The organism is Labrys sp. F242 (assembly GCF_057813875.1).
The window spans coordinates 658,257-678,471 of record NZ_JBVASG010000001.1 but is presented as its reverse complement, the minus strand read 5'-3'; the positions used below and the strand labels follow the sequence as shown (position 1 = coordinate 678,471).

Below are 20,215 nucleotides of genomic sequence, written 5' to 3'. Positions count from 1 at the left end.
GGATCTCGGGAAAATCGACTGGTCGGAGTGGCAGGATTTGAACCTGCGACCCCTACGTCCCGAACGTAGTGCTCTACCAGGCTGAGCCACACTCCGTATTCCAGTCGTGGGCGGGTCTATAGCGGGATCATCGCCGAGCCGCAAGCAGGATATGCGCTTTTTTGATGATGAAATTCGTAGCGCTTTTTTGTAGCCATGCCTTGCAGCCTCCGAGGGAACCGTTTATTGAGCCGCACCGATTGGGGCGTAGCCAAGTGGTAAGGCAGCGGATTTTGATTCCGCCATTCGGAGGTTCGAACCCTCCCGCCCCAGCCAGATTTCTCTCGGCTCCGTAGAACAAATGCCCGTCATGCCGAACATTGGCGGTTGCGGCCAGAGTGTCGAGGACAGGCGGGCGAAGAATTGCGTTTCTGCACCAGACTGACGCCTTGCGGCTGCCCTTTTGTTTGCGCAGCATGGCGCGGCAAATCAATGCGATGGAGGCGAATGTGCGCGTGACGATGGCAGCAGTCCTGGCAGGCGCCCTTTGTGCAGGCGCCCTCTCGATTCCACTGGCGCTGGCGACAGAAAAGCCCCCTGCCGACAAGACGGCACCGACGAAACCGGAGGCGGCGGCGCCTGCCGCCGTCAAGCCCGCGACACCCGCCAAGCCGCATGTACCCGTCAGCCAGGCCGTCGACTATGGCGACATGCGCTGCGGTTTCGCCGTGCGCCGTCGCGACATTCTCGACAGCCAGATCATCGCCTGGGCAAGCGGTTATGTCGAAGGCTATGCCAAGGCCAATCCCGGTCATTTCGGTAACGAGCGCGCGCTTGCCGACATCACCGATCCGGCTAGCCTGCGCGCACATCTGCGCGGCTATTGCCTGAAGCACCGCGACAAGTCGCTCGAAGCCGCCGTACTCGCCATGGCGCCCCACCCCCATGGCGCCGGCACGCCCGCCACGCCGGTGCAGCACCCTGCCCCCAAATAGGCTCGCTCAGCGCCGGATGAAACGCTCGACATAGTCGGCGCCCAGGCCATTGGCGGCATAATGGGCACGGCACATGTCGATCTTGGAGAAGACGTCCTCGAAGCCCGTCACCTTGCCCCAGGGATCGACATAGATCATGGCGCCGGTGATGTGGAACAGGGTGATCATCTCCTCGCAATCCTCCGGCACCACTAAGGTATGGGTCTCGCCGGGCGGCTCGAATACATAGGAGCCGGTCTCGGCCACCCAGTCATGCTCGAGATAATGCCAGCGCCCTCTGAGGACATGGCCATGCACCGGCGCCGGATGGCGGTGACGCGAGAGCACGCCGGATTTACGCACGCGCAGCAGGTTGACCCAGTAGCCCTGCCCGACATGCAGGCAGAGCGGGCGAAACCAGACATTCTCCATCTGCGGCACCCAGACGCGCTCGTCGTCGGGCAGCACATGCGGCACCACGATCTCGGGGGCCGCCTCCGCGGGCATGGGCAGTTGATAGGGCATTCGGCTCTGGTCGAGCTTGCGGTCGGACACACTCATGGTTTCATCCAATCAGATAGCCGCCATCGACGGGCAAGATCGTGCCCGTGACGAAAGCGGCGGCGGGGGAACATAGGAACAGCACGGGTCCGACCAGGTCTGCCGGAACGCCCCAGCGCCCGAGCGGGGTGCGCGCCAGGATCGGGCCGCTGCGGGCAGGATCCTCCACCAGTGCTCTGGTGAGCGGCGTCTCGATCCAGCCGGGAGCGATGGCGTTGACGCGGATACGCTCACCCGCCCAGGCGATGGCGAGCGACTTGGTGAGCTGGGCGATGCCGCCCTTGCTGGCGCTGTAGGCCGGCACCAGGCCGCCGCCGAAGAAGGACAGCATGGAGGCGAGGTTGACCACGGCGCCGGCGCCCGACGCCGCCAGCGCGCCGCGGCAGGCAGCGCAAAGGCGCATCGTGCCGTTGAGATTGATGTCGACGACCTCTTCGAAGACCTCCGGTTCGTGCTCGGCCCCGCGCCGGATGATACCGGCAGCATTCACCAGCACATCGAGCCGCCGATAGCGCCCCGCCAGCGCCGTGATGGCCGCGCCATCCCTCACGTCGAGCTCCACCGTTTCGATGCCGGCAGGCGCGGCCACGCCGGGCAAGCCGGGCAAGCCGGGCAAGCCGGCAGCCACCACGGAAGCTCCGACCTCGGCAAACCCCGCCGCAATCGCGGCCCCGATGCCGCTGGTGCCGCCGCTGACCAGCACCAGCCTGTTTTTGAAATCGAATTGCATAATCCAACCACCATGGCGCCGGTTAAGCCAGGCACCCGGCAATGATCTGACAATACCCCCTGCCCGGCGTCAATCCGGGTGCGACCATGGGAACGGTGAGAGGACGGCACGGGTTCTTCGTGCACCGGCAGGTAGGGCCGTCGCATGATGCTTGACACCTTTGCTCATCTTGAATTTACTCAACGGCAATAAATAAAGGGCGACGCGGTGACCGTGCCCACGCCCAGCGCATTTTGTGATTTGATTGAATCACGTCAAATCGCAAAGACGCTCCAGCCAATCCGTATGGTTGGCTCGGGACCAGAGAATGAGAGCAAACAAGCGTTCACACCTGAACGTGTTTTGCTCTAAGCAGATTCTTCCTGATCGGGTCACCGGCCCGATCAGGAAGAATCTGCAAGATATCAAACATTTGCAGAATTTCCTGGCGAGGCTCATCCGTGGATCTCGCCAGGAAATTCTGCTTAGCGGTAATGGGGAGGAAGCCATGGCGCCCGCGTCGATGGCGGAACGCGGATTGACCTCCGCGCGCATCCGTCACTACCACCACCGTGTCGTGCTGCAACGCTTGCGACGCCTGCGCGAAGCCTCCAAGGCGGACCTTGCCCGCGCCGCCAACCTTACCAACACCGCCATCGGCGAGATCGTCTCGGACCTGCAGGCCTTCGGGCTGATTTCGGTGGTCGGCAAGCGCTATCACGGCCAGCGCGGCCAGCCGGCAACGCTGTTGCGCCTGGAGCCGACAGGCGCTTATGGCATCGGGGTGCGGATCGACCGCAACCGCATCGAGACCGCCCTTGTCGATCTCGGCGGCCAACTGGTCGACAAACGTTCGCATGACTATCCCCTGCCCGCCCCTCAGGAGGCCCTGGCCGTGGTCGCGGCCGATGTAGCCGACCTCAAGGCCATTGCCGACAGCCTGTCGCCCGGGCGCGTGCTCGGCATCGGCCTGGCCCAACCCTACAATCTCGGCGCCTGGCTCGACCGGCTCAATCTGGAGATCGACACGCTGGCGCTGTGGGATGGCTATGATTTCGCCGCGGCTCTGCAGAGCCTGACTGGTCTCGACGTCCATGCCGAAAATGACGGCACGGCTGCCGCCATCGCCGAACTCTTCTATGGCTTCGGCCGGGAATCCGACGATTTCGTCTATTTCTTCCTCGGTCCGGCCATTGGCGGCGGCGTGGTGCTGGGCGGCGACTACCGTCGCGGCTCCCAGGGCAATGCCGGCGATGTCGCCATGCTGCCGGTGCCACCCTCCCGCTTGCCTTCGGTACCCGCGCCCAAAGGCTCCTACGACATCCTGCTGGCCCGCGCATCCATTGCAGCCCTGATGCGCCATCTTAGCTGGCATGGCCGCAAGATCGCCGGGCCGCACGACCTGCCGGCGGCCATTGCCGGCAGTCCCGCCGTACTGGAGGAATGGATCACCGATTGCGTCGATGCCCTGGTCGGCCCGGTCCTGTCGGCGCAGGCCCTGCTCGATGTTCCCAATGTGGTTGTCGATGGCGACCTCGGGCCAGCGATCATGCAGGAAATCGTCACGCGCCTCGAAACGGCGCTCGCCGCCGCCATTCCCGAGGCCCGCACCGCGCCGGTGTTGCGCCTGGGAACATTCGGCTCGATCGCCCATGCCTTGGGCGCGGCGAGCCTGCCGCTTTTCATCGATTTCGCACCTCGAGCATCACTGACCGCCAGCGCCCGTCCCATCACCTCGCTGGGCGAGTCCGCACGGGCCGACACGCCCTAGGGCGTGTCGTCTTGCTTGAGCCAGTCGAGGCGCACGAGACCACTGCCTTCCTTGGCGAAGAGCGGCGCGAGATAGGCACCCACGGCCCGCAGTTCCTCGTCCAGCTTCCAGGGCGGGTTGAGGATGATCATGCCGCAGCCATTGAGGCGATCGATACGCTGCACGGCATAGCGGCTGAGTTCGAACCGCAGGATGCGGCCGGCAACAGGCAGAGCTGCTACCTTGCGGGCGAAACTCTCCACCTCGCGCATGCCCTTGATGGGATACCAGATGGCGTAGACGCCCGTTGCCCACCGCCGCAGGGCCTGCGCCAACCCTTCGGAAATGGTGCGGAACTCGTTGTCCTCCTCGAAAGGCGGATCGATGAAGACGAGGCCACGCCGCTCGGGCGGAGGCAACAGGCCTGATAGCAGGTCCCAGGCGTCGCCCTCCATCACCTTGACCCGCTTGCCGCGGGCAAAGTTCCCCCGCAGCCTGTCGGCATCCTCCGGATGCTTTTCGCAAAAGACCAGGCGATCCTGGTCCCGCGTCAGATCGGCGGCAAGCCAGGGCGAGCCCGGATAGAGCGGCGGAGATTGGGCCATCAGCCCCTGGCACAGGCCGTACCAAGGCGCGATCAGTTCCGCGACCCGTGCCGGCGGCGGGTTTTCGGCCACCAAGCCGACGCCCTCCAGCCATTCGCCGGTGCGGCGGGCTTCGCTGGCTTCCAGATTGTAGAGCCCGGTGCCCGCATGGGTGTCGATCACGCGGAAGGGCGCATCCTTGGCCCCGAGATGGGTCAGGATACGCGCCAGCACGATATGTTTGAGTACGTCGGCGAAGTTGCCGGCGTGGAAGGCGTGGCGATAGTTCATGATGCGTGATGCAGAGCCTTCGATTTTGCTTTCCTGCCGATATAGCCTTCCCAGATCGCCACGACGAGGAGAATGACGGTGGTGATGCCGCTGATCATCAACAGATCGGTCACGAAGGCGAACGGCGCCATAATGGCCAGTGCCAGCAGGCCGGCGACGTGGGTGATCGGCAGACCGCCATAGATCAGGCGCTTATAGAGCGCGTTGCCGATCAGATAGATGGCCGGCCCGCCGAAAATCACCGCCATGCCCCCGAAATCGACATGATGGGCGGGATGCGCGATCGACAAATCATTGCCAACGGCCGTGACGATCACGCCAGCGATCAGGGCTACGTGCAGATAATGGGTATAGGCGGCGATCTGCCCGGGATTCTCGGATTCGACAATGGCCTCCGTGGCGTCCTTGGTGCTGATGTCGAAATAGACCCACCACATGGCGATAGAACCGAGGAAGGCGACGAAGAAGGCGATCAGGCCGGGCGCATCCCAGGCCGGCGATTTGGCGAGGGTGGCTCCTGTGACCAGGACGGACTCACCCAGCGCCACGATGACGAAGAGCGCGCAGCGCTCGACGATATGGCCGCCTTCCACCGTCCATTCCTTGCCGGGATCCGAACGGCCGAGCCCAGGCAACCAGAAGCCGAACCAGGGGGCGAAATATTCGCACGCAACCGCAATGATCCATAGCACGATCCGGGCCTCGCCCTCGGCGAGGCCGCCGGCGATCCAGATGCAGGCCGCGATCAGGTTCCAGCCGATCATGCGCTGGAAATTGCGGGAGATCGGCGTGCCGGCGCCCAGACTGAACACGGCGAAGGCGGTGCGGCCGACCTGGATGGCCGCAAAGCAGAGCGCAAAGATGAGCCCGCGCTCACCGAAAGCCTCCGGCAAGGCCGCCGCCATGATCAGCCCGAGCGCCATCAAGGCGAAGAGGCAGATGCGAACCGGCGTCTTCTCAGGATCGAACCAGTTGGTGAACCAACAGGTATATTGCCATGCCAGCCAGACGGCGAACCACAGCACCAGGGTTTGGAGCGCCCCGCCCCAGGAAAGATGCTCCAACAGCGAGTGGGAAAGCTGCGTCACCGTGAAGACGTAGACGAGATCGAAGAAGAGTTCCGCATAGGAAACGCGGGCCTCATGACCATCGCGCTCGCGCAGAAAACTAGTGGTGCCGCTCTGCTCTGCTGTCATTGTACCTGTTACCTCCGCCCACCCCATATCGCCGGGAACCCGCTGGCGTGGCAAGAGGGGAAATGGCAGCCTGGCGGCACAGGAGGAGGAAGTCTACGGCTCGGGCTTACTCTCCAACCAGACCCATGCCGCCGGCACGTCGGCCTCCGCCAGGCGGTCCGGCAATCCAGTGTGATCCAGATGCTCGCCGTTCCCAGGGATCCGTTGCCCCCTCGGGCTGCGCATGCCTTCATCGATTTCGTGATGTAGCTGGAAATAGCCGCGGCAGCTGCAACCCGTGTTTCCACCGCGAACAAGGCCGAGCTCTATCCCAACGCCTCCATCTGCCACGAGTATTCGACCGAGGGATTGAAGGCGAAAGGGCCAAGTAACGCTTCAGTAATACTCAAAGGCCGCGCGCACCCAGCCTTTCATACCAATCTGCATAGAGGACTACTCGGTTGGTATTCAAAGCCGGATCACGTAGCTCTTGCGCGTCGTCTCTACCACTTCCCAACTACCGGCAAAGCCCGGCTCGAGGATCATGGTGTCGCCGGGCTTCAATTCCACCGGCGCCCCGCCATCCGGCGTGACGATGGAGTGGCCTTCGAGCAGGGTGCAGCTCTCCCATTCTTCATAGACGATGCGCCAGCGCCCAGGGCTCGCCTCCCAGATGCCGCAGAAGGTCTTGCCATCGGCGCTCTCATAGCTGTTCCAGGTGCGGAACGCCGGATTGCCGGCCTCCAGCCGCTCGGGCTTGGGCGCTCCCGCCTCAGCCTCCCCTTCCCCCATGCCTGCGAATTTAAGCCATAGAGCCATGTCGGTTCACCAAGACCAATGTCAGTTGAGCGCTGGTATCAGAATGTTTCGCGTTCGGCAGCCTTGATATTGCAGCTGCGTCGGACAGGTCCGGAAACTGCGCAGATCCTTGCTCAGGCAGATGCGCAATTCGGTCAGCACGCTGCCGCGCTCGCCCCGGCTGCAGACCACGGTCATCATGTCGGGCCGCAAGCCAGGATTGGCTTGCGAAAAGGCCCGCTCGATCTCGATGGGCGCGGCGCGGCTATCCTGTGCCGGGCTCCTATAGGCCTCGGGAACGACGATGCGGCGATAGAGCGTCGCCATCGCCTCGAAATAGCGCGCCGGCGACAGGCCCGAGCAGGCCCCGTGCTTGCGCCACTCATAGCGGGCAAGGCCCTCCGAGGGCATCACCCCTCTGGTTGCGGCGAGATCGCGCCGCTGTACGAAGGCACCGGGATTGCACTCGGTGGGATAGTCGCGCTCCCCCTGCGGCCACAGGCCGTGCACGAGGAAGCCGAGGCGCGATCCCATATCGCATTGATCGGGCTGCTTGGTCGCCCCGCCCGTAGCGCAGAAGCCCGGCGACCAGGTCAGTGCGAGCAGATAGAGATCGAAATACCCCGGCGCCCCGCCGCGGATCTCACGCGCGGCAAGGCCGCTGCTCGCCGCCACCATGACAATGGCCGCGAGCAGAAGACGGATCACGGACGCGCCATCTTGCAGGCGGGTGCGTAGGCCAGATTGTGATCGGTGCCATCGACGCACCATTCCACGCCCCAGCTTGCGCCGATCCAGCCGGTATCCTCGGCGATGGCATAGGAAACGCGACGGTAATGCCCGTCATTGGTCAGCACCCGGGCCACGCAGAAGCGGCGCGGAATATAGCTCGGGCCCCAGGGCGAAAAGGCAATCTGGCGATGACGATCGATCTGCTGGATCGCCAGGTTGGAGTGCCAATAATTGGCCTCTTTGCGGGCAAAGCGCGCAGCGATCTGATCGGAGACGGCCTTGTCGGCGCAATGGGGCAGGATGGCGTCGTAGTTGGGCCCGGACAGCCAGAAATTCTTTTCCAGCGCCGAGGCGGCAAGCGCCGGCGCACAGGATGCAGCCAGCAGGACGGCGGCAAGACCGGCAATACGCATGATGAGAATCCTTAAATCAGCAACTGTGCGAATCTGTCCGTGCCGAGGCCGCCCGTCAAGCGCCAAGCCGTACGGCCGAGCCCCAATCGCTTCCGGTCCGGATAAGACCGATGCAATCACCGCCTGCGGCGAAAGTCCAGGCCGATGAAGCCTCGTTTCTGGGAATTTCGGACCGCGCTTGAGTCACGGTGGCGAGAGACACCGTTCAGGGAGTGCGCATGGCCGTGCGTGACGCAATCGACCCAGTTTGGCGGGGCCGCTTCTCTCCTCATCGCCGCCGTCACATTTCTGTCAGGAAAGACGGTTGTTTTGCAGCAGCCATGAACAGGCTTAAACATGGATCATGAAACGGGGCGTCGATTCGGCCATGCAGAAATTCACCACCGCCCGCGAAGCTGCGCTGGCGCTCCGCCCGGACGAGCCGGTCTACGGTTTCCGTCCGCAGGTCCTGGCCGCCGATGCGCGCGAGTTCATGGCGCAGTTCCCCGGCAAGACTGCCTATGCCGTTAAGACCAATGGCGAACCGATGATCCTCAAGGTGCTGGCCGAGGCCGGCATCACCTCCTTCGATGTGGCCAGCCCTGCCGAATTCGAGGCGGCCCGCGCAGCCTCTCCCAATTGCGAACTGCTCTATATGCATCCGGTCAAGGCCCAGTCCCATATCCGGCTGGCGTTGGAGACCTATGGCATCCGCGAGCTCTCGCTCGACCATGAGGACGAGGTCGCCAAGATCCTGCGCATCGTGCGCGCCCTCGATATTCCGCCCGAGGAGATCACGCTGTTCCTGCGCCTGGCCACCAAGGGTGCGGCGGCCTATGAACTCTCCAAGAAATTCGGCGCCACACCGACACACGCCGTTGAGCTGCTCGACCGCATGGCCGGCATCGGCTTCAAGACCGGCATCGCCTTCCATGTCGGTTCCCAGGTCGAGGATCCCGAGACCTATGAGCGGGCACTCGCTTCCGTTGCCTGGGTGCGTTCGCGCATCAAGGAGGATATCGTCAGCCTCGACATCGGCGGCGGCTTTCCGGCGCAATATGGCGTGGATCCGAAGAAGAAGGGCTCGAACCAGGGCACGCCGACGACCGAGGCCCTGATGCGCCAGATCGGCGTCGATATCGCCGACTGGAAGCTGGACGACCTGCCGCTGGTGGCCGAACCCGGCCGCGTGATCGTGGCGCGCTGCCTGTCGGTGATGGTGCGCGTGCTGCTCAAGAAGGGCCAGCGCCTCTACATCAATGACGGCGTCTGGGCCTCGCTCTCCGATTCATGGACGGGCAAGCTGCTGCTGCCCACCCGCTTCATCCCCGACCCCGCCCGCAAACGCCGCAATGGCTCGCCCGACAAACTCTTGCCCTTCCGCATCTGCGGCGCGACCTGCGATTCCGTCGACATCCTGACCCGCCCCTTCTATCTGCCCGAGACTGTCGACACCGGCGACTGGATCGAGATCGGCCATATCGGCGCCTATTCGCTCGGCCTGCGCACCCACTTCAACGGCTTCTTCCCCGACCGTTTCGTCGAGCTGGAAACTCCGTTCGAGGAAGAGCCCGGCGTGAGCATTCCAATCGCGGCGGAGTAGCACCGCGCCTCCCTCCTTGATCTTTTCGTTGGGATGACGACTTCGGTTCCGAAATCGTTTGCTTGCCCCAGGCCTCGCCCTTAGCTTGATGACGCAATGGAACAGGTCGTCTGTTCTTGCATCCTGGGGGTTCACTTGATTCGTCTTCTTGGTACCTTTCTGATTTGTCTTGCACTGGGCGCCTGCGCGGGAACGTCGGGGCGCACGTCATTTTCGCCAGCTTCCGACCCAGGCCTGGCCTCACAGGGTTGGGTAGAGGCGCGATCCTACGGAGGGCTTGTCCCGGCCGGGGCGCGCATCAAAAAATTACTGGTCTGCGTCAAGCCGCAATGCGGAGGCCTCGGTTTCTTGGTAGTCGGCACCGCGGCAACGCCAGCCAACAGTGCCGTGGGCGTTCGCGCAATATTGGCCAATCCGAAGTTGACCGACGCAAAACTACGCCAGGCTCTCCAGCTTCTCATGGAGGGGTCACCGACGCTCGCTCCCTATAACGGCCATCTCGTCGACGCGCGCAAATCGAGGGATTCGGTGATCATGACTTTCTCCTTCAGCAAGAACGTACCTAATGCCGGCCTCACGCAAGGCCTGGTGCGCGCAAACGTCACCGCGTCGCAGATGAATATCGTGGCGGCCGGCGGCCCCACGCTTGCCAAAGCTCGGGACAGGTTGAGGTTAGGCGGGAACTAAAGAATCGCCCTCGCCAGGCCGCCGTCGATCGGAATGGCCGTGCCGGTGACATAGGAAGCCAGATCACTGGCCAGGAAAGCGGCAACCGCGCCGAATTCGTCGGGCGTACCGTAGCGCCCGATCGGAACCTCGGCCTGGCTTTCCGCTGCGATCGTCTCGGCCGTGACGCCGCGCGCCTCGGCATCGAGACGATCGAGCACTTTGGTGCGTTCGGTGTCGAGCCGGCCGGCAAGCAGAAGGTTGACGGTGATGCCGTCGGCCGCAACCTCGCTGGCCAGGCTCTTTGCCCATCCGGCCACCGCCGCCCGCAGGGCATTCGATGCCGCGAGCCCTTTGATCGGCTCGCGCACGCTTGTGGATGACACCACGAGGAGCCGCCCCCAGCGCCGGGAGCGCATGCCAGGCAGGACATGGGCGGCGATGCGCAGCCCTGTCATGAAGATGGCGTCAAACTGCCGATGCCATCGGGCCGCGTCGGTATCGCAGGCGCCATAGGGCGGCGGCCCGCCGCCATTGAGCAACAGAATGTCGACACCGCCCCATTCACGATCGACCTGTTCGAGCATTTGGGTCACTTGCAGGGGATCGTCGAGGTCGGCCCGAATCCCGAACGAGGCCGGCGAAAAACGGTGAAGGTCCTCGAGCGTCCCCTTGAGCGCCTGATCGTCACGGCCGACCGCGGCAACCGCCGCGCCTTCTTCCGCCAGGCGCGCGGCGACACCACGACCAAGGCCCTTATTGCCGCCCAGGATCAAGGCGCGTTTTCCATCTATGCCGAGATTCATTCCATTTTCCAATATCTTATGAATAATCTTGCCTATCGGACATGCACGATGGCATCGACCTCGACGGCTACGCCGAGGGGAAGCGACGCCATCCCCAGCGCGGAGCGGGCATGCTCGCCTCGTGATCCGAGGATCTTGAGAAACAGTTCGGAGGCGCCATTGCCCACCTGCGAGATTTGGCTGAATCCCGGCGCCGCATTGACATAGACCGCGACCTTGGCGATGCGAACGACCCGGTCGAGATCCCCCTGCAACGCCGCGTCGAGCCAGAACAGCACGTTGGCGGCGCATAATTCGGCGGCCTTGCGGGCCTCGTCGAGGCTCACATCCTCGCCGACCTTGCCGATCGCGACAACTTCCTCCCCCCGCTCCGGGATCTGGCCGGAAATGTAGACGATGTCGCCGACACGCACGCAAGGCGCAAATGGCAGGTCGGCGCGGGCGACCAGCGGCGGTGCGAGACCGAGTTCGTGAAACCGTTTGGCGAGCATGATGGCCTCCTGCAATTCAGCGGGAGCAGACTTGCCAGATCCGGTAATTAAAAAGTATTCTTATAATGATTATGTCAATATCAGGATAATTTATGACCAGGGATCTGGATCCCCATCTCTTGCGTGCCCTGCTTGCGGCCGCCGAAACCGGGACGATCAGCGCGGCAGCCGAGCGGCTGTCGCGGACGCAGGCGGCGGTCAGCATGCAATTGCAGCGGCTCGAAAGCGATCTCGGTGCCAGACTGCTCGACAGAACCTCGCGCGGCGTCTCGCTGACGCAGGCCGGCGAGACACTGGCGGCCTATGCCAGGCGCCTGCTCGCCCTGACCAGCGATGCCCGGCGGCAGATCGAGGGCCAGCAATTGGCCGGCAGGATCAGGCTGGGACTGGTCGAGGATCTCGCGCTGACGCAACTGCCGCTGCTGCTGGCCGATTTCCGCCAGCAGCACCCCCGGATCGAGCTCGACCTGATGACGGCCCACAGCCCCGACCTCGACCTCGCCGTGCGGGACGGTCGCTGCGATATCGTCATCGCCGACCCCTCCCGTTTCGGGTCGTCACCGCATTTCCACTGGTCGCGCCGGCTGGTCTGGGGCGGCAGCCGCCTGATCGACCTGCCCGTCGACGAGCCGGTACCGCTGGTTGCCTTCGAGGAATCCTGCACCTGGCAGGATCGGACGGCCGTCGCCTTCGCCGAGGCCGGCATCGCCTGGACGATCGCCTGCCACGTCACCACCTTCGCGGCGCTGGTCGGGGCACTGAGGGCCGGTCTCGGCATCAGCCTGATGCTGCCGGAAACGCTCCCGGCCGATTGCGAGACCCTCGCGCCGCGATATCGCCTGCCACCGCCGCCGGCTGCCTATTTCGGCCTGTTCCTGGCGCAAGAACCGAGCAATCCCACACAGCAGCTCGCCTCATTTCTGCGCGCCAAGCTGATCGCCTGACACCAGGCGGGTTCATGGATGGTCCGGTGGCCTCAATGGGCCCGTCGCGCGCCCAGCACCTCGCGGGGAGTGATACCAAACTGGCGACGGAAAGCGGTGGCGAAATTGGCCGGGCTGGCATAGCCCGCCAGCTCGCTGGCCTCCTGCACACTCTTCTCGCCCGACAGCAGGGCGGCATGGGCATGTTCCAACCGAATGCGCCGCACATAGTCGAAGACACTATGGCCCTCCCCCAACCGGAACAGCCGTTGCAGGCCGCTGGCGCAGACCCCCGCCTCCCGGGCGATCGCCTCGATGCTGAGCGACTCGGCCAGATGGGCTTCGATCAGATCCTTGGCGCGCCGCAGGCGGACCAGATCCTGACGAGCCAAAGCACCGCTGGCGGGCTTGCCGCGATCTGTCCGCGTCGCCGCAGCGATGGTCTCCGCTACGATCTCCACGGCGCGCCCCTCCAGATAGAGATTGCGCAGTTCCGGCGCGAAGGCCGTCGGCGTCATGACCTGCCGCACCAGCTCGGCCAGGCGCGGTGTCAACATCCAGCGATGCTCGCCCAGATGATCCTTGAGCAGCCCGGCCACGACCCCATCGCCATGCACCGCTTCAAGACCTTCGATCTGCAACCATTCCGGCGAGGCGGACACGACCAGATGGCGGACATGCTGGCGTTCCCGCGAGATCCTGCGGAAGATCTCGGGCGTGGTACTCATGATGGCAACGCCTTCCATCGCCCCGCGCGGCCCGCCCCGAAACTCAAAATGACGGTCGCCGATCCCAAGCCCCACCTTGCCGTCCACGAAGAAGATGCAGGACAGGCCCGCCTGCAGATGCGAGGTGACCGTAAAGGCGTGCTCTTCGACCACATCGCCGCCATGCAGGAACAGGCCCGGGCGCAATTCCCGGTGCATAAACTCGCCTTCCATCAGGATATCATCCATCGACAGGCGGCTGTCGGGACTATCGAGGGCAACCCGGTCCCTTTCGAGGAAATCGCGCACGCGAATGGCCTTGAGCTCGCCGCCGGTAGCCTGCCCGCGCTGGCTTGACACTGTGCTCATCGGCAAAGCCCTTCCGTCTACGTCCGGCATCTCTCCACCCCAGAGTCAGGGCTTGGGACGCCGCGATCATCCGTCACCAAAGATTTCATCGGCGCGCAAAGATCTAAGATCGGCGCGCAAAGACCTTAACATTGCCAAGTACGAAACAATGCCATAGCCGATAATTAAACTCACCTAGTAAGTCAATTCCCTGGGCCTCGCATGTTTTTGAATAGATCAAAACTAGAATACAATCGCAGCGTTACCAGTGGATCGTTACGAAATTCAAAATCTAGAATGAATCTAGACTGCGCAGAATTCGTGTTGCGATTGCGTATGGTTGCAAACGTCTCCGGGCTGACGCTCACCATCGTCCTTCTCCATGGCGTGTCCGCGCCCGCCGCCCTGGCGCAGCAGAATGGCACGGCGACGTCGCAACCGATCGAGCTCGATCCGGTCGTCGTCCAGGCGACAGGTGGCCCGAGCGGTGAGCGGAGCGTGGTGGCCAAGCGCAACAAGAGCGCGTCCAAGACCGATACGCCCCTGATCGAAACACCACAGGCGGTCAGCGTCGTCACGCGCGGACAGATGGATGCGCAGGGTGCCAATACGGTTGCCGAGGCACTGCGCTACACGCCGGGCGTGATGTCGGACCCGAACGGCAACGATATCCGCTATGATTGGCTCTACATCCGCGGCTTCAACACCTACGCCACAACCTGGCTCGACGGGCTCGTGCTGCCCGGCGATCCCAGCGCCTACGCCAATCCCGCCATCAACCCCTATACGCTTGATCGGGTCGAGGTGATCAAGGGCCCGGCCTCGGTGCTCTATGGGCGCACGGTGCCGGGCGGCTTCATCAACCAGGTCAGCAAGCGCCCGCTCACCACCGCCCGCCGCGAAATGTCGCTGCAATCCAGCGCTTTCGGCGGCATCCAGGGCGCCTTCGACTTCACCGGCCCCCTCAGCAACGACGGCGCCTGGTCTTATCGGCTGATCGGCTTGGCCAAGAACCTCAACACCCAGATCGACCATGAGCGCGACCGGCAGTTCCTGATCGCGCCGAGCCTGAGCTGGCGCCCCGACGAGAACACCACGCTGACGCTTTACGGCTACTATCAGAATGATCGGCCGGTCTTCAATCCGCGCTTCTATCCGGCCGTGGGCACGCTGCTGCGCAATCCCAAGGGCCAGATCCCGCGCGACATCTTCCTTGGAGAGCCGGATTGGGGCCACTTCCACCGCGACTATTTCCATCTGGGCTACGAGTTCGAGCACCGTTTCAACGACACCTGGACGGTGCGCCAGAACCTGCGCTACGGCCGCTCCGACCAGAGCATGAAACTGGTGCTGGTGAACCCTGCCTTTGCCTGGCAGTCCGACGGACGAACCCTTGATCGCGTCACTGCCATGTCGCAGGACACGCTATCGGCCTTCACGGTCGACACCCAGATCGAGGCCAAATTTGCCACCGGCCGCTTCGATCACACGGTGCTGGCGGGCCTCGACTATGTGCATGGCACCTCGTCGACCAATTTCGGCAATAGCGGCCCGACACGGCCGATCGACATCCTCGATCCCGTCTATGGCAATGGCCCGTTCCCACTGGCCCCGCTTCAGCGCTCCGGCCTGCAGACACAGAACCAAGTCGGCGCCTACATCCAGGACCAGGTCCGCTATGACCGCTGGGTCGCAACGCTCGGCCTGCGCTACGACATCTCGCAGATTGATACGAAAGACCGCATGCCCAGAGGTAAGGCACCTGTTACCACCAAGGACAGGCAATTGAGCGGGCGCGCAGGGCTAACCTACCTGTTCGACAATGGGCTGGCACCCTATGCGAGTTATTCGACCTCCTTCTTGCCGTTGCTTGGAACCAGCGCTTACGGGCAACCTTTCGAGGCCTTGACGGCGGAGCAATATGAGGCCGGCCTGAAGTACGAGCCCCCCGGTGGCGGGGGTATGGTGAGCGTTTCAGCCTTCCAACTCACCACGGATAATTCGCTGTCCTCCCTCGGAATCGTGGGTTCTGTCCAGAACGGTCGGCAGCGCGTTCGCGGCATCGAATTGGAAGGCAAGTATGATTTCTCGCCGCAATTCCAGGTGATGGCCTCCTATGCCTATTCGGACTCCAAGATCCTGTCCTCCACCAATGCGGTGGAGCGTGGCAGGGAAATGCTACGGCTGCCCGAGCACCAGGCCAGCCTGTGGGCTCTCTATCGCCCCGGCATCGTGCCCGGCCTGTCCCTGAGCGCCGGCATGCGCGCAACCTCCTCCTATCAGACCGATGTCACCTATTATCCGGAGTTGCGTATTCCCGGCCGCATGCTGGTCGATCTTGGCGCGGAATATGATTTCGGCACGCTGCGCAAGGAACTCCAGGGCACGACCCTTCGGGTCAACGTTACCAACCTGTTCGACAAGACCTATGTCTCGCACTGTCTCAACAGGACCGGTGGCAGCTGCAATTACGGTGCGGCACGCGCCATCACCGCGAATCTGAAATACACATGGTGATGATCGCAGAGCTCTACCGCACCGAACCGCAGGCCGCAGTCACCGGAATGGTGGCTCACGTGCGTATGACCCTCCTCTTGCTCGGCAGCCTCATCCTGGCTGCCATGAGCCTGGTATCGGTGGCCCAAGCCGAGATCCGGCTGACGGACGCCGCCGGCCGCGAGGTTCGCCTGCAACAGCCGGCCAGGCGCATCGTCACCAATGACAGCCTCGTCCTGCTGTCGCTGGCCCTCGTCGATCCGCAGCCAATCTCCAAGCTGGCCGGCTGGGCCGCGCCGCAGCGTTTCGATCGCGGCCTCTACGATGCCTTTCGCCGCCGTTTCCCCGAGATCGACAACATTGCCGTGGTCGGCGCAGTTTCGCCCGCCAACAGCTCGGTCGAGGCGATCCTCGGCGCGCAACCCGATCTTTTCGTCGTCAGCATCTGGCAGCCCGATTGGGACGCGATCGCGGCCAAGCTCGAAGCTGCGGGCGTGCCGGTAATCTTTCTCGACTCGCCCCGCAACAGCAGGCGAGCCGGCGAGGCAACCATCGCCTCGATCCGCCTGCTTGGCAGGGCCATCGGCCAGGATACCCGTGCCGAAGCCTTTGCGGCCTTCCTGAAGGCTCGCTACGACGCCATCGCACAGCGACTTCGAGGCGAGAAGACGAAGCCCCGGGGCACCTGGCCCCAGGTCCTCGTCGATGCCCATGCCGGCCTGCAATGCTGCTCCACCCCCGGCGCGGACAATCCCATCACGCATGACCTGGCCTTTGCCGGCGGCCGCGTACTCGGAGCGGACATCGTTCCCGGCTATGATGGCCAGCTCAGCCCCGAATATGTCCTGGCCGCCGATCCAAAAGTCTATGTCGGCACCGGCGGCTCGCATCTGGCCAAGCGCGGCGGCCTCGTTCTCGGCGCCGGCATCGAGCCGGAAACAGCCCGCACCTCCCTGCGCGCCGTGGTCCAGCGCAATCTCCTCGGCGAACTCAGCGCCGTGCGTGAAGGCCGCGCCTATGGCCTGTCGCACCAGGTCGCCATTTCGGCCCTGAACATCCTGGCGATCGAATGCCTGGCGAAATGGACGCATCCGGAGCTGGTCGCCGATCTCGACCCGGCGCAGACCCTGGCCGAGATCAACCGGAGCTTCCTGGCAGCCCCGATCGAGGGAACCTTCTGGATCGATGCGAGACCTGTGACGGGTCCGTCGGCGCCATGAGCCCCGTCCCTTCCACCGATGGCTCCGGCCGCACCGCCCTCACCGACTATCGCGCGAGCCAGCGCCGCCGCCTGCTCCTGGTCCTTACACTGATCGCACTCGGGCTCGCCGCCTTCTCGATCGACCTCGTCGTCGGCCCGTCCAGTGTCGGCCTGCACAACACGTTGGCGGCTCTGTTCGACACGGACGAAGTGGCCCGCCCCATCCAGGTTATCGTCTGGCAGGTCCGCCTGCCGATGAGCGTGATGGCGTTGCTGGTCGGCGCCGCCCTTGCCTTGGCGGGTGCGGAAATGCAGACGGTGCTCGGAAATCCCCTCGCCGAACCGTTCACGCTCGGCGTGTCCTACAGCGCCGCTCTCGGCGCGGCGGTGGCGATCGTGCTGGGCCTGTCGCTGCCCGGGTTACCGGCGGGCTGGATGGTTTCGGCCAATGCCTTCTTGTTCGCCGTCCTCTCGCTGGGGGCGATCCACGTGCTCGCCCGCTGGCGCGGCGCCAGTCCGCAGACCCTGATCCTGTTTGGCATCGCGATCGGCCTGTCGGCCGAAGCCCTGCTGTCGCTGCTGCAATTCATGGCCTCGACCGATGCCCTGCAGCAGCTCGTCTTCTGGCGCATGGGCAGCCTGGTGCGCGCGGATGCCGGTTCCACCCTGATCCTGGCTGTCGTGCTCGCCGTCAGCATTCCCTTCTCGCTGGCGGCTTCCTCGCGCTTCACGCTGCTGCGCCTGGGGGAGGAACGCGCCCGCAGCCTCGGCGTCGACATTTCCAGGTTGCGGCTGGGATCGCTGCTGCGCGTCGGCCTGCTCTCGGCCACCGCGGTGGCCTTCGTCGGCGTGATCGGCTTCGTCGGCCTGGTCGGCCCGCATATCGCGCGGCTGCTGGTCGGCGAGGACCATCGCTTCCTGCTGCCCGCCAGCATGGCTGTGGGAGCGCTGGTCATGCTGGTCGCTTCCATCGTCACCAAGCTGATCATACCTGGCCTGCTGCTGCCCGTCGGCGTGGTGACAGCGCTGATCGGCCTGCCCGTGTTCTTCACCCTGGTGCTGCGAACGCTGGGGAAAGGCCGATGAAAGCGGATCATACCCCCACACTCGTCGTGCGCGGGCTTCATGCCGGCTATGGCGGGCATGACATCATCGCCGATCTCACTTTGCCCCCCCTGCAGCCGGGGCGGCTGGTGGCGCTGGTCGGCCCCAACAGTGCCGGCAAGTCGACCCTGCTGCGCGCCATGGCTCATCTCATTCGCATGCGCGGTGAGGTCGCGCTGGGCGAGCGCGACCTCACCCGCATCAGCCCCGCCGCACGGGCGAGGCTGGTCGGCTTCATGCCGCAGGCCCTGCCGCTCGACGTCTCCCTCAGCGTGCTGGAAACGGTGATCGCGACCCTGCGGGTCGCCCAGGCCGGCGAAGGCGCAGGCTCGCATGCCGAGCAGGCGCTGGATGTCCTCACCCGTCTCGGCGTGCCCTATCTCGCCTCCCTGCCGCTCGACCGGCTCTCCGGCGGACAGAAGCAGGTGGCCAGCCTGGCGCAAGCCATCGCCTGCGCACCGCCCGTGCTGCTGCTCGACGAACCCACGAGCGCACTCGATTTGTCGCGGCAATATTTCATCATGCGCAGCATCAAGGACTATGCCGCGGGTGGCCGCATCGTGGTGGCCGTGCTGCACGATCTCGCCTTGGCCGCGCAATGGGCCGACGACCTCATCGTCATGCGCCAGGGCAGGCTCCATGGCGCCGGACCGCCCGACGAAATCCTCACCCCGCGCATGCTGGCCGATGTCTACGACGTCGAGGCGCGGGTGGAGCACTGTTCGCAGGGACGGCTGCAAATCATGGTCGACGGTGTGGTCGAGCGGAGCAGCCGCTCAGGCATCCCCCCGACCCATCAACACCAGAAGGCAAACCCATGAAGCGTTTTGTCGCCCAGGCCCGCATCGAATTGCCTGACCCCGAAGCGGTGATCGGGCCGCTCTGCGAGCATTTCATCGAACATGGTGCGGCGGTCGAGCAGCGCGACGGCGCCCATATCCTTCGTTTCCGCGGCGCCCAGGCCCGCTTTTCGAAGACCGGCCCAGCCACACTGGTCGACACCGAGGCGGAGAGTCTCGAGGAACTCTACTTCATCCGTCAGGCCGTAGCCTCGCATATCCTGGAATTTGCCCAGGGCCGCCGGCCCACCATCGCCTGGACTGGGGATGGCACGGAGATCTCACGTCCTCCCAACTTCCAGATCTTCCGGGTGATCGGAGTAAAGGATGTGACGCCTCGGATGCGCCGTATCACCTTTTCCGCCAGTGACGTCTCGCGCTATCAGTCCATGGAGGCACTGCATCTCAACATCCTCGCCCAGCACCCCGACCTGTCCGAGGCGCAATGGCCGAGCGTCGGTCCGGACGGGCTGATCCATTGGCCCGATCCCGATCGCAAACCCAGCCTGCGCAAATATACCGTGCGCTCGCTCGACGTTGCGGCGGGTACGCTCGATATCGATTTCGTGCGCCATGCCGATGCTGGCCCGGGCTCCATCCTGGCGGAAAGCGTGAAGCCGGGCGAGGAGGTCGGCGTTCTCGGCCCGGGCGGCGGCGGCCTGGCAGAGGCCGACTGGTATCTGTTCGTGGGTGACGAAACCGCGCTTCCGGCAATCGGACGCATGCTGGAGCGCCTGCCCGCAAGCGCGCGCGGCAAGGCCCTCATCGAGGTCGCCGACGAAAGCGAGGTACAGCAGCTCGATTTTGCCGCGGCCATCGAGATCGAGTGGTTGTTCCGCAACGGCGCGCCGGCCGGCACCACGAATCTACTGGTCGATGCGGTCAGCCGCACCGCCCTCCCCGGCGACGGTTCCCGCCTCTATGCCTGGGTGGGCTGCGAATACCAGGCTTTCCGCACTTTGCGCGCCCAGCTCCTGGGCGAGCGTGGCCTGCGCCAGCACAAGCATCTCATCGTCGCCTATTGGCGCAGGGGGCATGACGAGATCGCTCATTGAGAAAGCGCTGCGGCGCCGGGACGCGCCGCGC

General features: G+C 64.3%; 20 protein-coding genes and 2 tRNA genes. 11 read left to right on the top strand and 11 right to left on the bottom strand.

What is annotated here, in order from left to right:
• Positions 1-19 precede the first annotated feature (19 nt).
• A tRNA-Pro gene (locus ACZYTC_RS03250) sits at positions 20-96 on the bottom strand.
• Between the two features lie 144 nt (positions 97-240).
• Between ACZYTC_RS03250 and ACZYTC_RS03245 the strand changes: the two genes are divergently transcribed.
• Both ACZYTC_RS03245 and ACZYTC_RS03240 read left to right on the top strand, forming a co-directional pair.
• Positions 241-315: transfer RNA gene (locus ACZYTC_RS03245), tRNA-Gln, on the top strand.
• A gap of 173 nt (positions 316-488) precedes the next feature.
• Positions 489-974: a hypothetical protein gene (locus ACZYTC_RS03240; RefSeq protein ID WP_488988887.1), complete on the top strand. Its 486-nt coding sequence runs from the start codon at positions 489-491 to the stop codon at positions 972-974.
• A 6-nt stretch (positions 975-980) separates the two neighbouring features.
• On the opposite strand, the gene ACZYTC_RS03235 is transcribed toward ACZYTC_RS03240, so the two are convergent.
• Together ACZYTC_RS03235 and ACZYTC_RS03230 are read right to left on the bottom strand one after the other, a co-directional pair.
• Positions 981-1,514 carry a 2,4'-dihydroxyacetophenone dioxygenase family protein gene (locus tag ACZYTC_RS03235; protein ID WP_454815062.1) on the bottom strand — a complete coding sequence of 178 codons (534 nt, stop codon included), beginning with the start codon at positions 1,512-1,514 and terminating at the stop codon, positions 981-983.
• A gap of 4 nt (positions 1,515-1,518) precedes the next feature.
• A complete protein-coding gene (locus ACZYTC_RS03230) occupies positions 1,519-2,244 on the bottom strand; it encodes an SDR family oxidoreductase (RefSeq protein ID WP_488988886.1) in 726 nt (241 codons plus the stop codon).
• 487 nt (positions 2,245-2,731) lie between these two features.
• Between ACZYTC_RS03230 and ACZYTC_RS03225 the strand changes: the two genes are divergently transcribed.
• On the top strand, positions 2,732-3,994 hold the full coding sequence (locus ACZYTC_RS03225) for an ROK family protein (protein ID WP_434957446.1): 1,263 nt from the start codon (positions 2,732-2,734) through the stop codon (positions 3,992-3,994).
• On the opposite strand, the gene ACZYTC_RS03220 is transcribed toward ACZYTC_RS03225, so the two are convergent.
• From ACZYTC_RS03220 to ACZYTC_RS03200, 5 genes are all read right to left on the bottom strand, one after another.
• Positions 3,991-4,848 (bottom strand): 23S rRNA (adenine(2030)-N(6))-methyltransferase RlmJ, encoded by an 858-nt coding sequence (locus ACZYTC_RS03220; RefSeq protein ID WP_434957447.1) that lies wholly within the window; start codon positions 4,846-4,848, stop codon positions 3,991-3,993. The genes ACZYTC_RS03225 and ACZYTC_RS03220 overlap by 4 nt on opposite strands.
• Entirely contained in the window at positions 4,845-6,044 is a 1,200-nt protein-coding gene (locus tag ACZYTC_RS03215) for a low temperature requirement protein A (protein ID WP_488988885.1), read from the bottom strand. Before ACZYTC_RS03215 ends, ACZYTC_RS03220 begins: the two co-directional genes overlap by 4 nt.
• A 447-nt stretch (positions 6,045-6,491) precedes the next feature.
• Positions 6,492-6,842 carry a cupin domain-containing protein gene (locus ACZYTC_RS03210; protein ID WP_488988884.1) on the bottom strand — a complete coding sequence of 117 codons (351 nt, stop codon included), beginning with the start codon at positions 6,840-6,842 and terminating at the stop codon, positions 6,492-6,494.
• Positions 6,843-6,863: 21 nt separating this feature from the next.
• Positions 6,864-7,529: a ribonuclease T2 family protein gene (locus tag ACZYTC_RS03205; protein ID WP_488988883.1), complete on the bottom strand. Its 666-nt coding sequence runs from the start codon at positions 7,527-7,529 to the stop codon at positions 6,864-6,866.
• Positions 7,526-7,966, bottom strand: a complete 441-nt coding sequence (locus tag ACZYTC_RS03200) for a hypothetical protein (RefSeq protein ID WP_434957451.1) — start codon at positions 7,964-7,966, stop codon at positions 7,526-7,528. The genes ACZYTC_RS03205 and ACZYTC_RS03200 overlap by 4 nt, the downstream gene beginning before the upstream one ends.
• A 367-nt stretch (positions 7,967-8,333) precedes the next feature.
• On the opposite strand from ACZYTC_RS03200, the gene ACZYTC_RS03195 reads away from it, so the two are divergent.
• Both ACZYTC_RS03195 and ACZYTC_RS03190 read left to right on the top strand, forming a co-directional pair.
• Positions 8,334-9,548: an alanine racemase gene (locus ACZYTC_RS03195; protein ID WP_441770502.1), complete on the top strand. Its 1,215-nt coding sequence runs from the start codon at positions 8,334-8,336 to the stop codon at positions 9,546-9,548.
• A gap of 96 nt (positions 9,549-9,644) precedes the next feature.
• Complete coding sequence (locus tag ACZYTC_RS03190) at positions 9,645-10,235, top strand: PDZ domain-containing protein (protein WP_488988882.1); 591 nt, start codon at positions 9,645-9,647, stop codon at positions 10,233-10,235.
• On the opposite strand, the gene ACZYTC_RS03185 is transcribed toward ACZYTC_RS03190, so the two are convergent.
• Entirely contained in the window at positions 10,232-11,020 is a 789-nt protein-coding gene (locus ACZYTC_RS03185; protein WP_441770500.1) for an SDR family oxidoreductase, read from the bottom strand. The genes ACZYTC_RS03190 and ACZYTC_RS03185 overlap by 4 nt on opposite strands.
• Before the next feature lie 32 nt (positions 11,021-11,052).
• Positions 11,053-11,511 (bottom strand): RidA family protein, encoded by a 459-nt coding sequence (locus tag ACZYTC_RS03180; protein ID WP_434957455.1) that lies wholly within the window; start codon positions 11,509-11,511, stop codon positions 11,053-11,055.
• 92 nt (positions 11,512-11,603) lie between these two features.
• Here ACZYTC_RS03180 and ACZYTC_RS03175 point away from each other — a divergent pair, with 92 nt between their 5' ends.
• Positions 11,604-12,455 (top strand): LysR family transcriptional regulator, encoded by an 852-nt coding sequence (locus ACZYTC_RS03175; RefSeq protein ID WP_488988881.1) that lies wholly within the window; start codon positions 11,604-11,606, stop codon positions 12,453-12,455.
• Between the two features lie 32 nt (positions 12,456-12,487).
• On the opposite strand, the gene ACZYTC_RS03170 is transcribed toward ACZYTC_RS03175, so the two are convergent.
• Complete coding sequence (locus ACZYTC_RS03170; RefSeq protein WP_488988880.1) at positions 12,488-13,510, bottom strand: helix-turn-helix transcriptional regulator; 1,023 nt, start codon at positions 13,508-13,510, stop codon at positions 12,488-12,490.
• Positions 13,511-13,825: 315 nt separating this feature from the next.
• Between ACZYTC_RS03170 and ACZYTC_RS03165 the strand changes: the two genes are divergently transcribed.
• The 5 genes from ACZYTC_RS03165 to ACZYTC_RS03145 are packed head-to-tail and all read left to right on the top strand — an operon-like array spanning position 13,826 to position 20,184.
• Positions 13,826-16,006, top strand: a complete 2,181-nt coding sequence (locus tag ACZYTC_RS03165; RefSeq protein ID WP_488988879.1) for a TonB-dependent siderophore receptor — start codon at positions 13,826-13,828, stop codon at positions 16,004-16,006.
• On the top strand, positions 16,000-17,205 hold the full coding sequence (locus ACZYTC_RS03160) for an ABC transporter substrate-binding protein (RefSeq protein WP_488988878.1): 1,206 nt from the start codon (positions 16,000-16,002) through the stop codon (positions 17,203-17,205). Before ACZYTC_RS03165 ends, ACZYTC_RS03160 begins: the two co-directional genes overlap by 7 nt.
• Positions 17,202-18,272, top strand: a complete 1,071-nt coding sequence (locus tag ACZYTC_RS03155; protein ID WP_488988877.1) for a FecCD family ABC transporter permease — start codon at positions 17,202-17,204, stop codon at positions 18,270-18,272. Before ACZYTC_RS03160 ends, ACZYTC_RS03155 begins: the two co-directional genes overlap by 4 nt.
• Entirely contained in the window at positions 18,269-19,111 is an 843-nt protein-coding gene (locus ACZYTC_RS03150; protein WP_488988876.1) for an ABC transporter ATP-binding protein, read from the top strand. Before ACZYTC_RS03155 ends, ACZYTC_RS03150 begins: the two co-directional genes overlap by 4 nt.
• Positions 19,108-20,184 (top strand): DUF2218 domain-containing protein, encoded by a 1,077-nt coding sequence (locus ACZYTC_RS03145; protein ID WP_488988875.1) that lies wholly within the window; start codon positions 19,108-19,110, stop codon positions 20,182-20,184. The genes ACZYTC_RS03150 and ACZYTC_RS03145 overlap by 4 nt, the downstream gene beginning before the upstream one ends.
• Positions 20,185-20,215 lie beyond the last annotated feature (31 nt).

Excerpts from the sequence above, each read along its gene's own strand:
- ACZYTC_RS03235 (WP_454815062.1), bottom strand. The coding sequence starts at position 1,514 with ATGAGTGTGTCCGACCGCAAGCTCGACCAGAGCCGAATGCCCTATCAA.
- ACZYTC_RS03230 (WP_488988886.1), bottom strand. The coding sequence starts at position 2,244 with ATGCAATTCGATTTCAAAAACAGGCTGGTGCTGGTCAGCGGCGGCACC.
- ACZYTC_RS03225 (WP_434957446.1), top strand. The coding sequence starts at position 2,732 with ATGGCGCCCGCGTCGATGGCGGAACGCGGATTGACCTCCGCGCGCATC.
- ACZYTC_RS03220 (WP_434957447.1), bottom strand. The coding sequence starts at position 4,848 with ATGAACTATCGCCACGCCTTCCACGCCGGCAACTTCGCCGACGTACTC.
- ACZYTC_RS03215 (WP_488988885.1), bottom strand. The coding sequence starts at position 6,044 with ATGACAGCAGAGCAGAGCGGCACCACTAGTTTTCTGCGCGAGCGCGAT.
- ACZYTC_RS03210 (WP_488988884.1), bottom strand. The coding sequence starts at position 6,842 with ATGGCTCTATGGCTTAAATTCGCAGGCATGGGGGAAGGGGAGGCTGAG.
- ACZYTC_RS03200 (WP_434957451.1), bottom strand. The coding sequence starts at position 7,966 with ATGCGTATTGCCGGTCTTGCCGCCGTCCTGCTGGCTGCATCCTGTGCG.
- ACZYTC_RS03195 (WP_441770502.1), top strand. The coding sequence starts at position 8,334 with ATGCAGAAATTCACCACCGCCCGCGAAGCTGCGCTGGCGCTCCGCCCG.
- ACZYTC_RS03190 (WP_488988882.1), top strand. The coding sequence starts at position 9,645 with ATGGAACAGGTCGTCTGTTCTTGCATCCTGGGGGTTCACTTGATTCGT.
- ACZYTC_RS03185 (WP_441770500.1), bottom strand. The coding sequence starts at position 11,020 with ATGAATCTCGGCATAGATGGAAAACGCGCCTTGATCCTGGGCGGCAAT.
- ACZYTC_RS03180 (WP_434957455.1), bottom strand. The coding sequence starts at position 11,511 with ATGCTCGCCAAACGGTTTCACGAACTCGGTCTCGCACCGCCGCTGGTC.
- ACZYTC_RS03175 (WP_488988881.1), top strand. The coding sequence starts at position 11,604 with ATGACCAGGGATCTGGATCCCCATCTCTTGCGTGCCCTGCTTGCGGCC.
- ACZYTC_RS03170 (WP_488988880.1), bottom strand. The coding sequence starts at position 13,510 with ATGAGCACAGTGTCAAGCCAGCGCGGGCAGGCTACCGGCGGCGAGCTC.
- ACZYTC_RS03165 (WP_488988879.1), top strand. The coding sequence starts at position 13,826 with ATGGTTGCAAACGTCTCCGGGCTGACGCTCACCATCGTCCTTCTCCAT.
- ACZYTC_RS03160 (WP_488988878.1), top strand. The coding sequence starts at position 16,000 with ATGGTGATGATCGCAGAGCTCTACCGCACCGAACCGCAGGCCGCAGTC.
- ACZYTC_RS03155 (WP_488988877.1), top strand. The coding sequence starts at position 17,202 with ATGAGCCCCGTCCCTTCCACCGATGGCTCCGGCCGCACCGCCCTCACC.
- ACZYTC_RS03150 (WP_488988876.1), top strand. The coding sequence starts at position 18,269 with ATGAAAGCGGATCATACCCCCACACTCGTCGTGCGCGGGCTTCATGCC.
- ACZYTC_RS03145 (WP_488988875.1), top strand. The coding sequence starts at position 19,108 with ATGAAGCGTTTTGTCGCCCAGGCCCGCATCGAATTGCCTGACCCCGAA.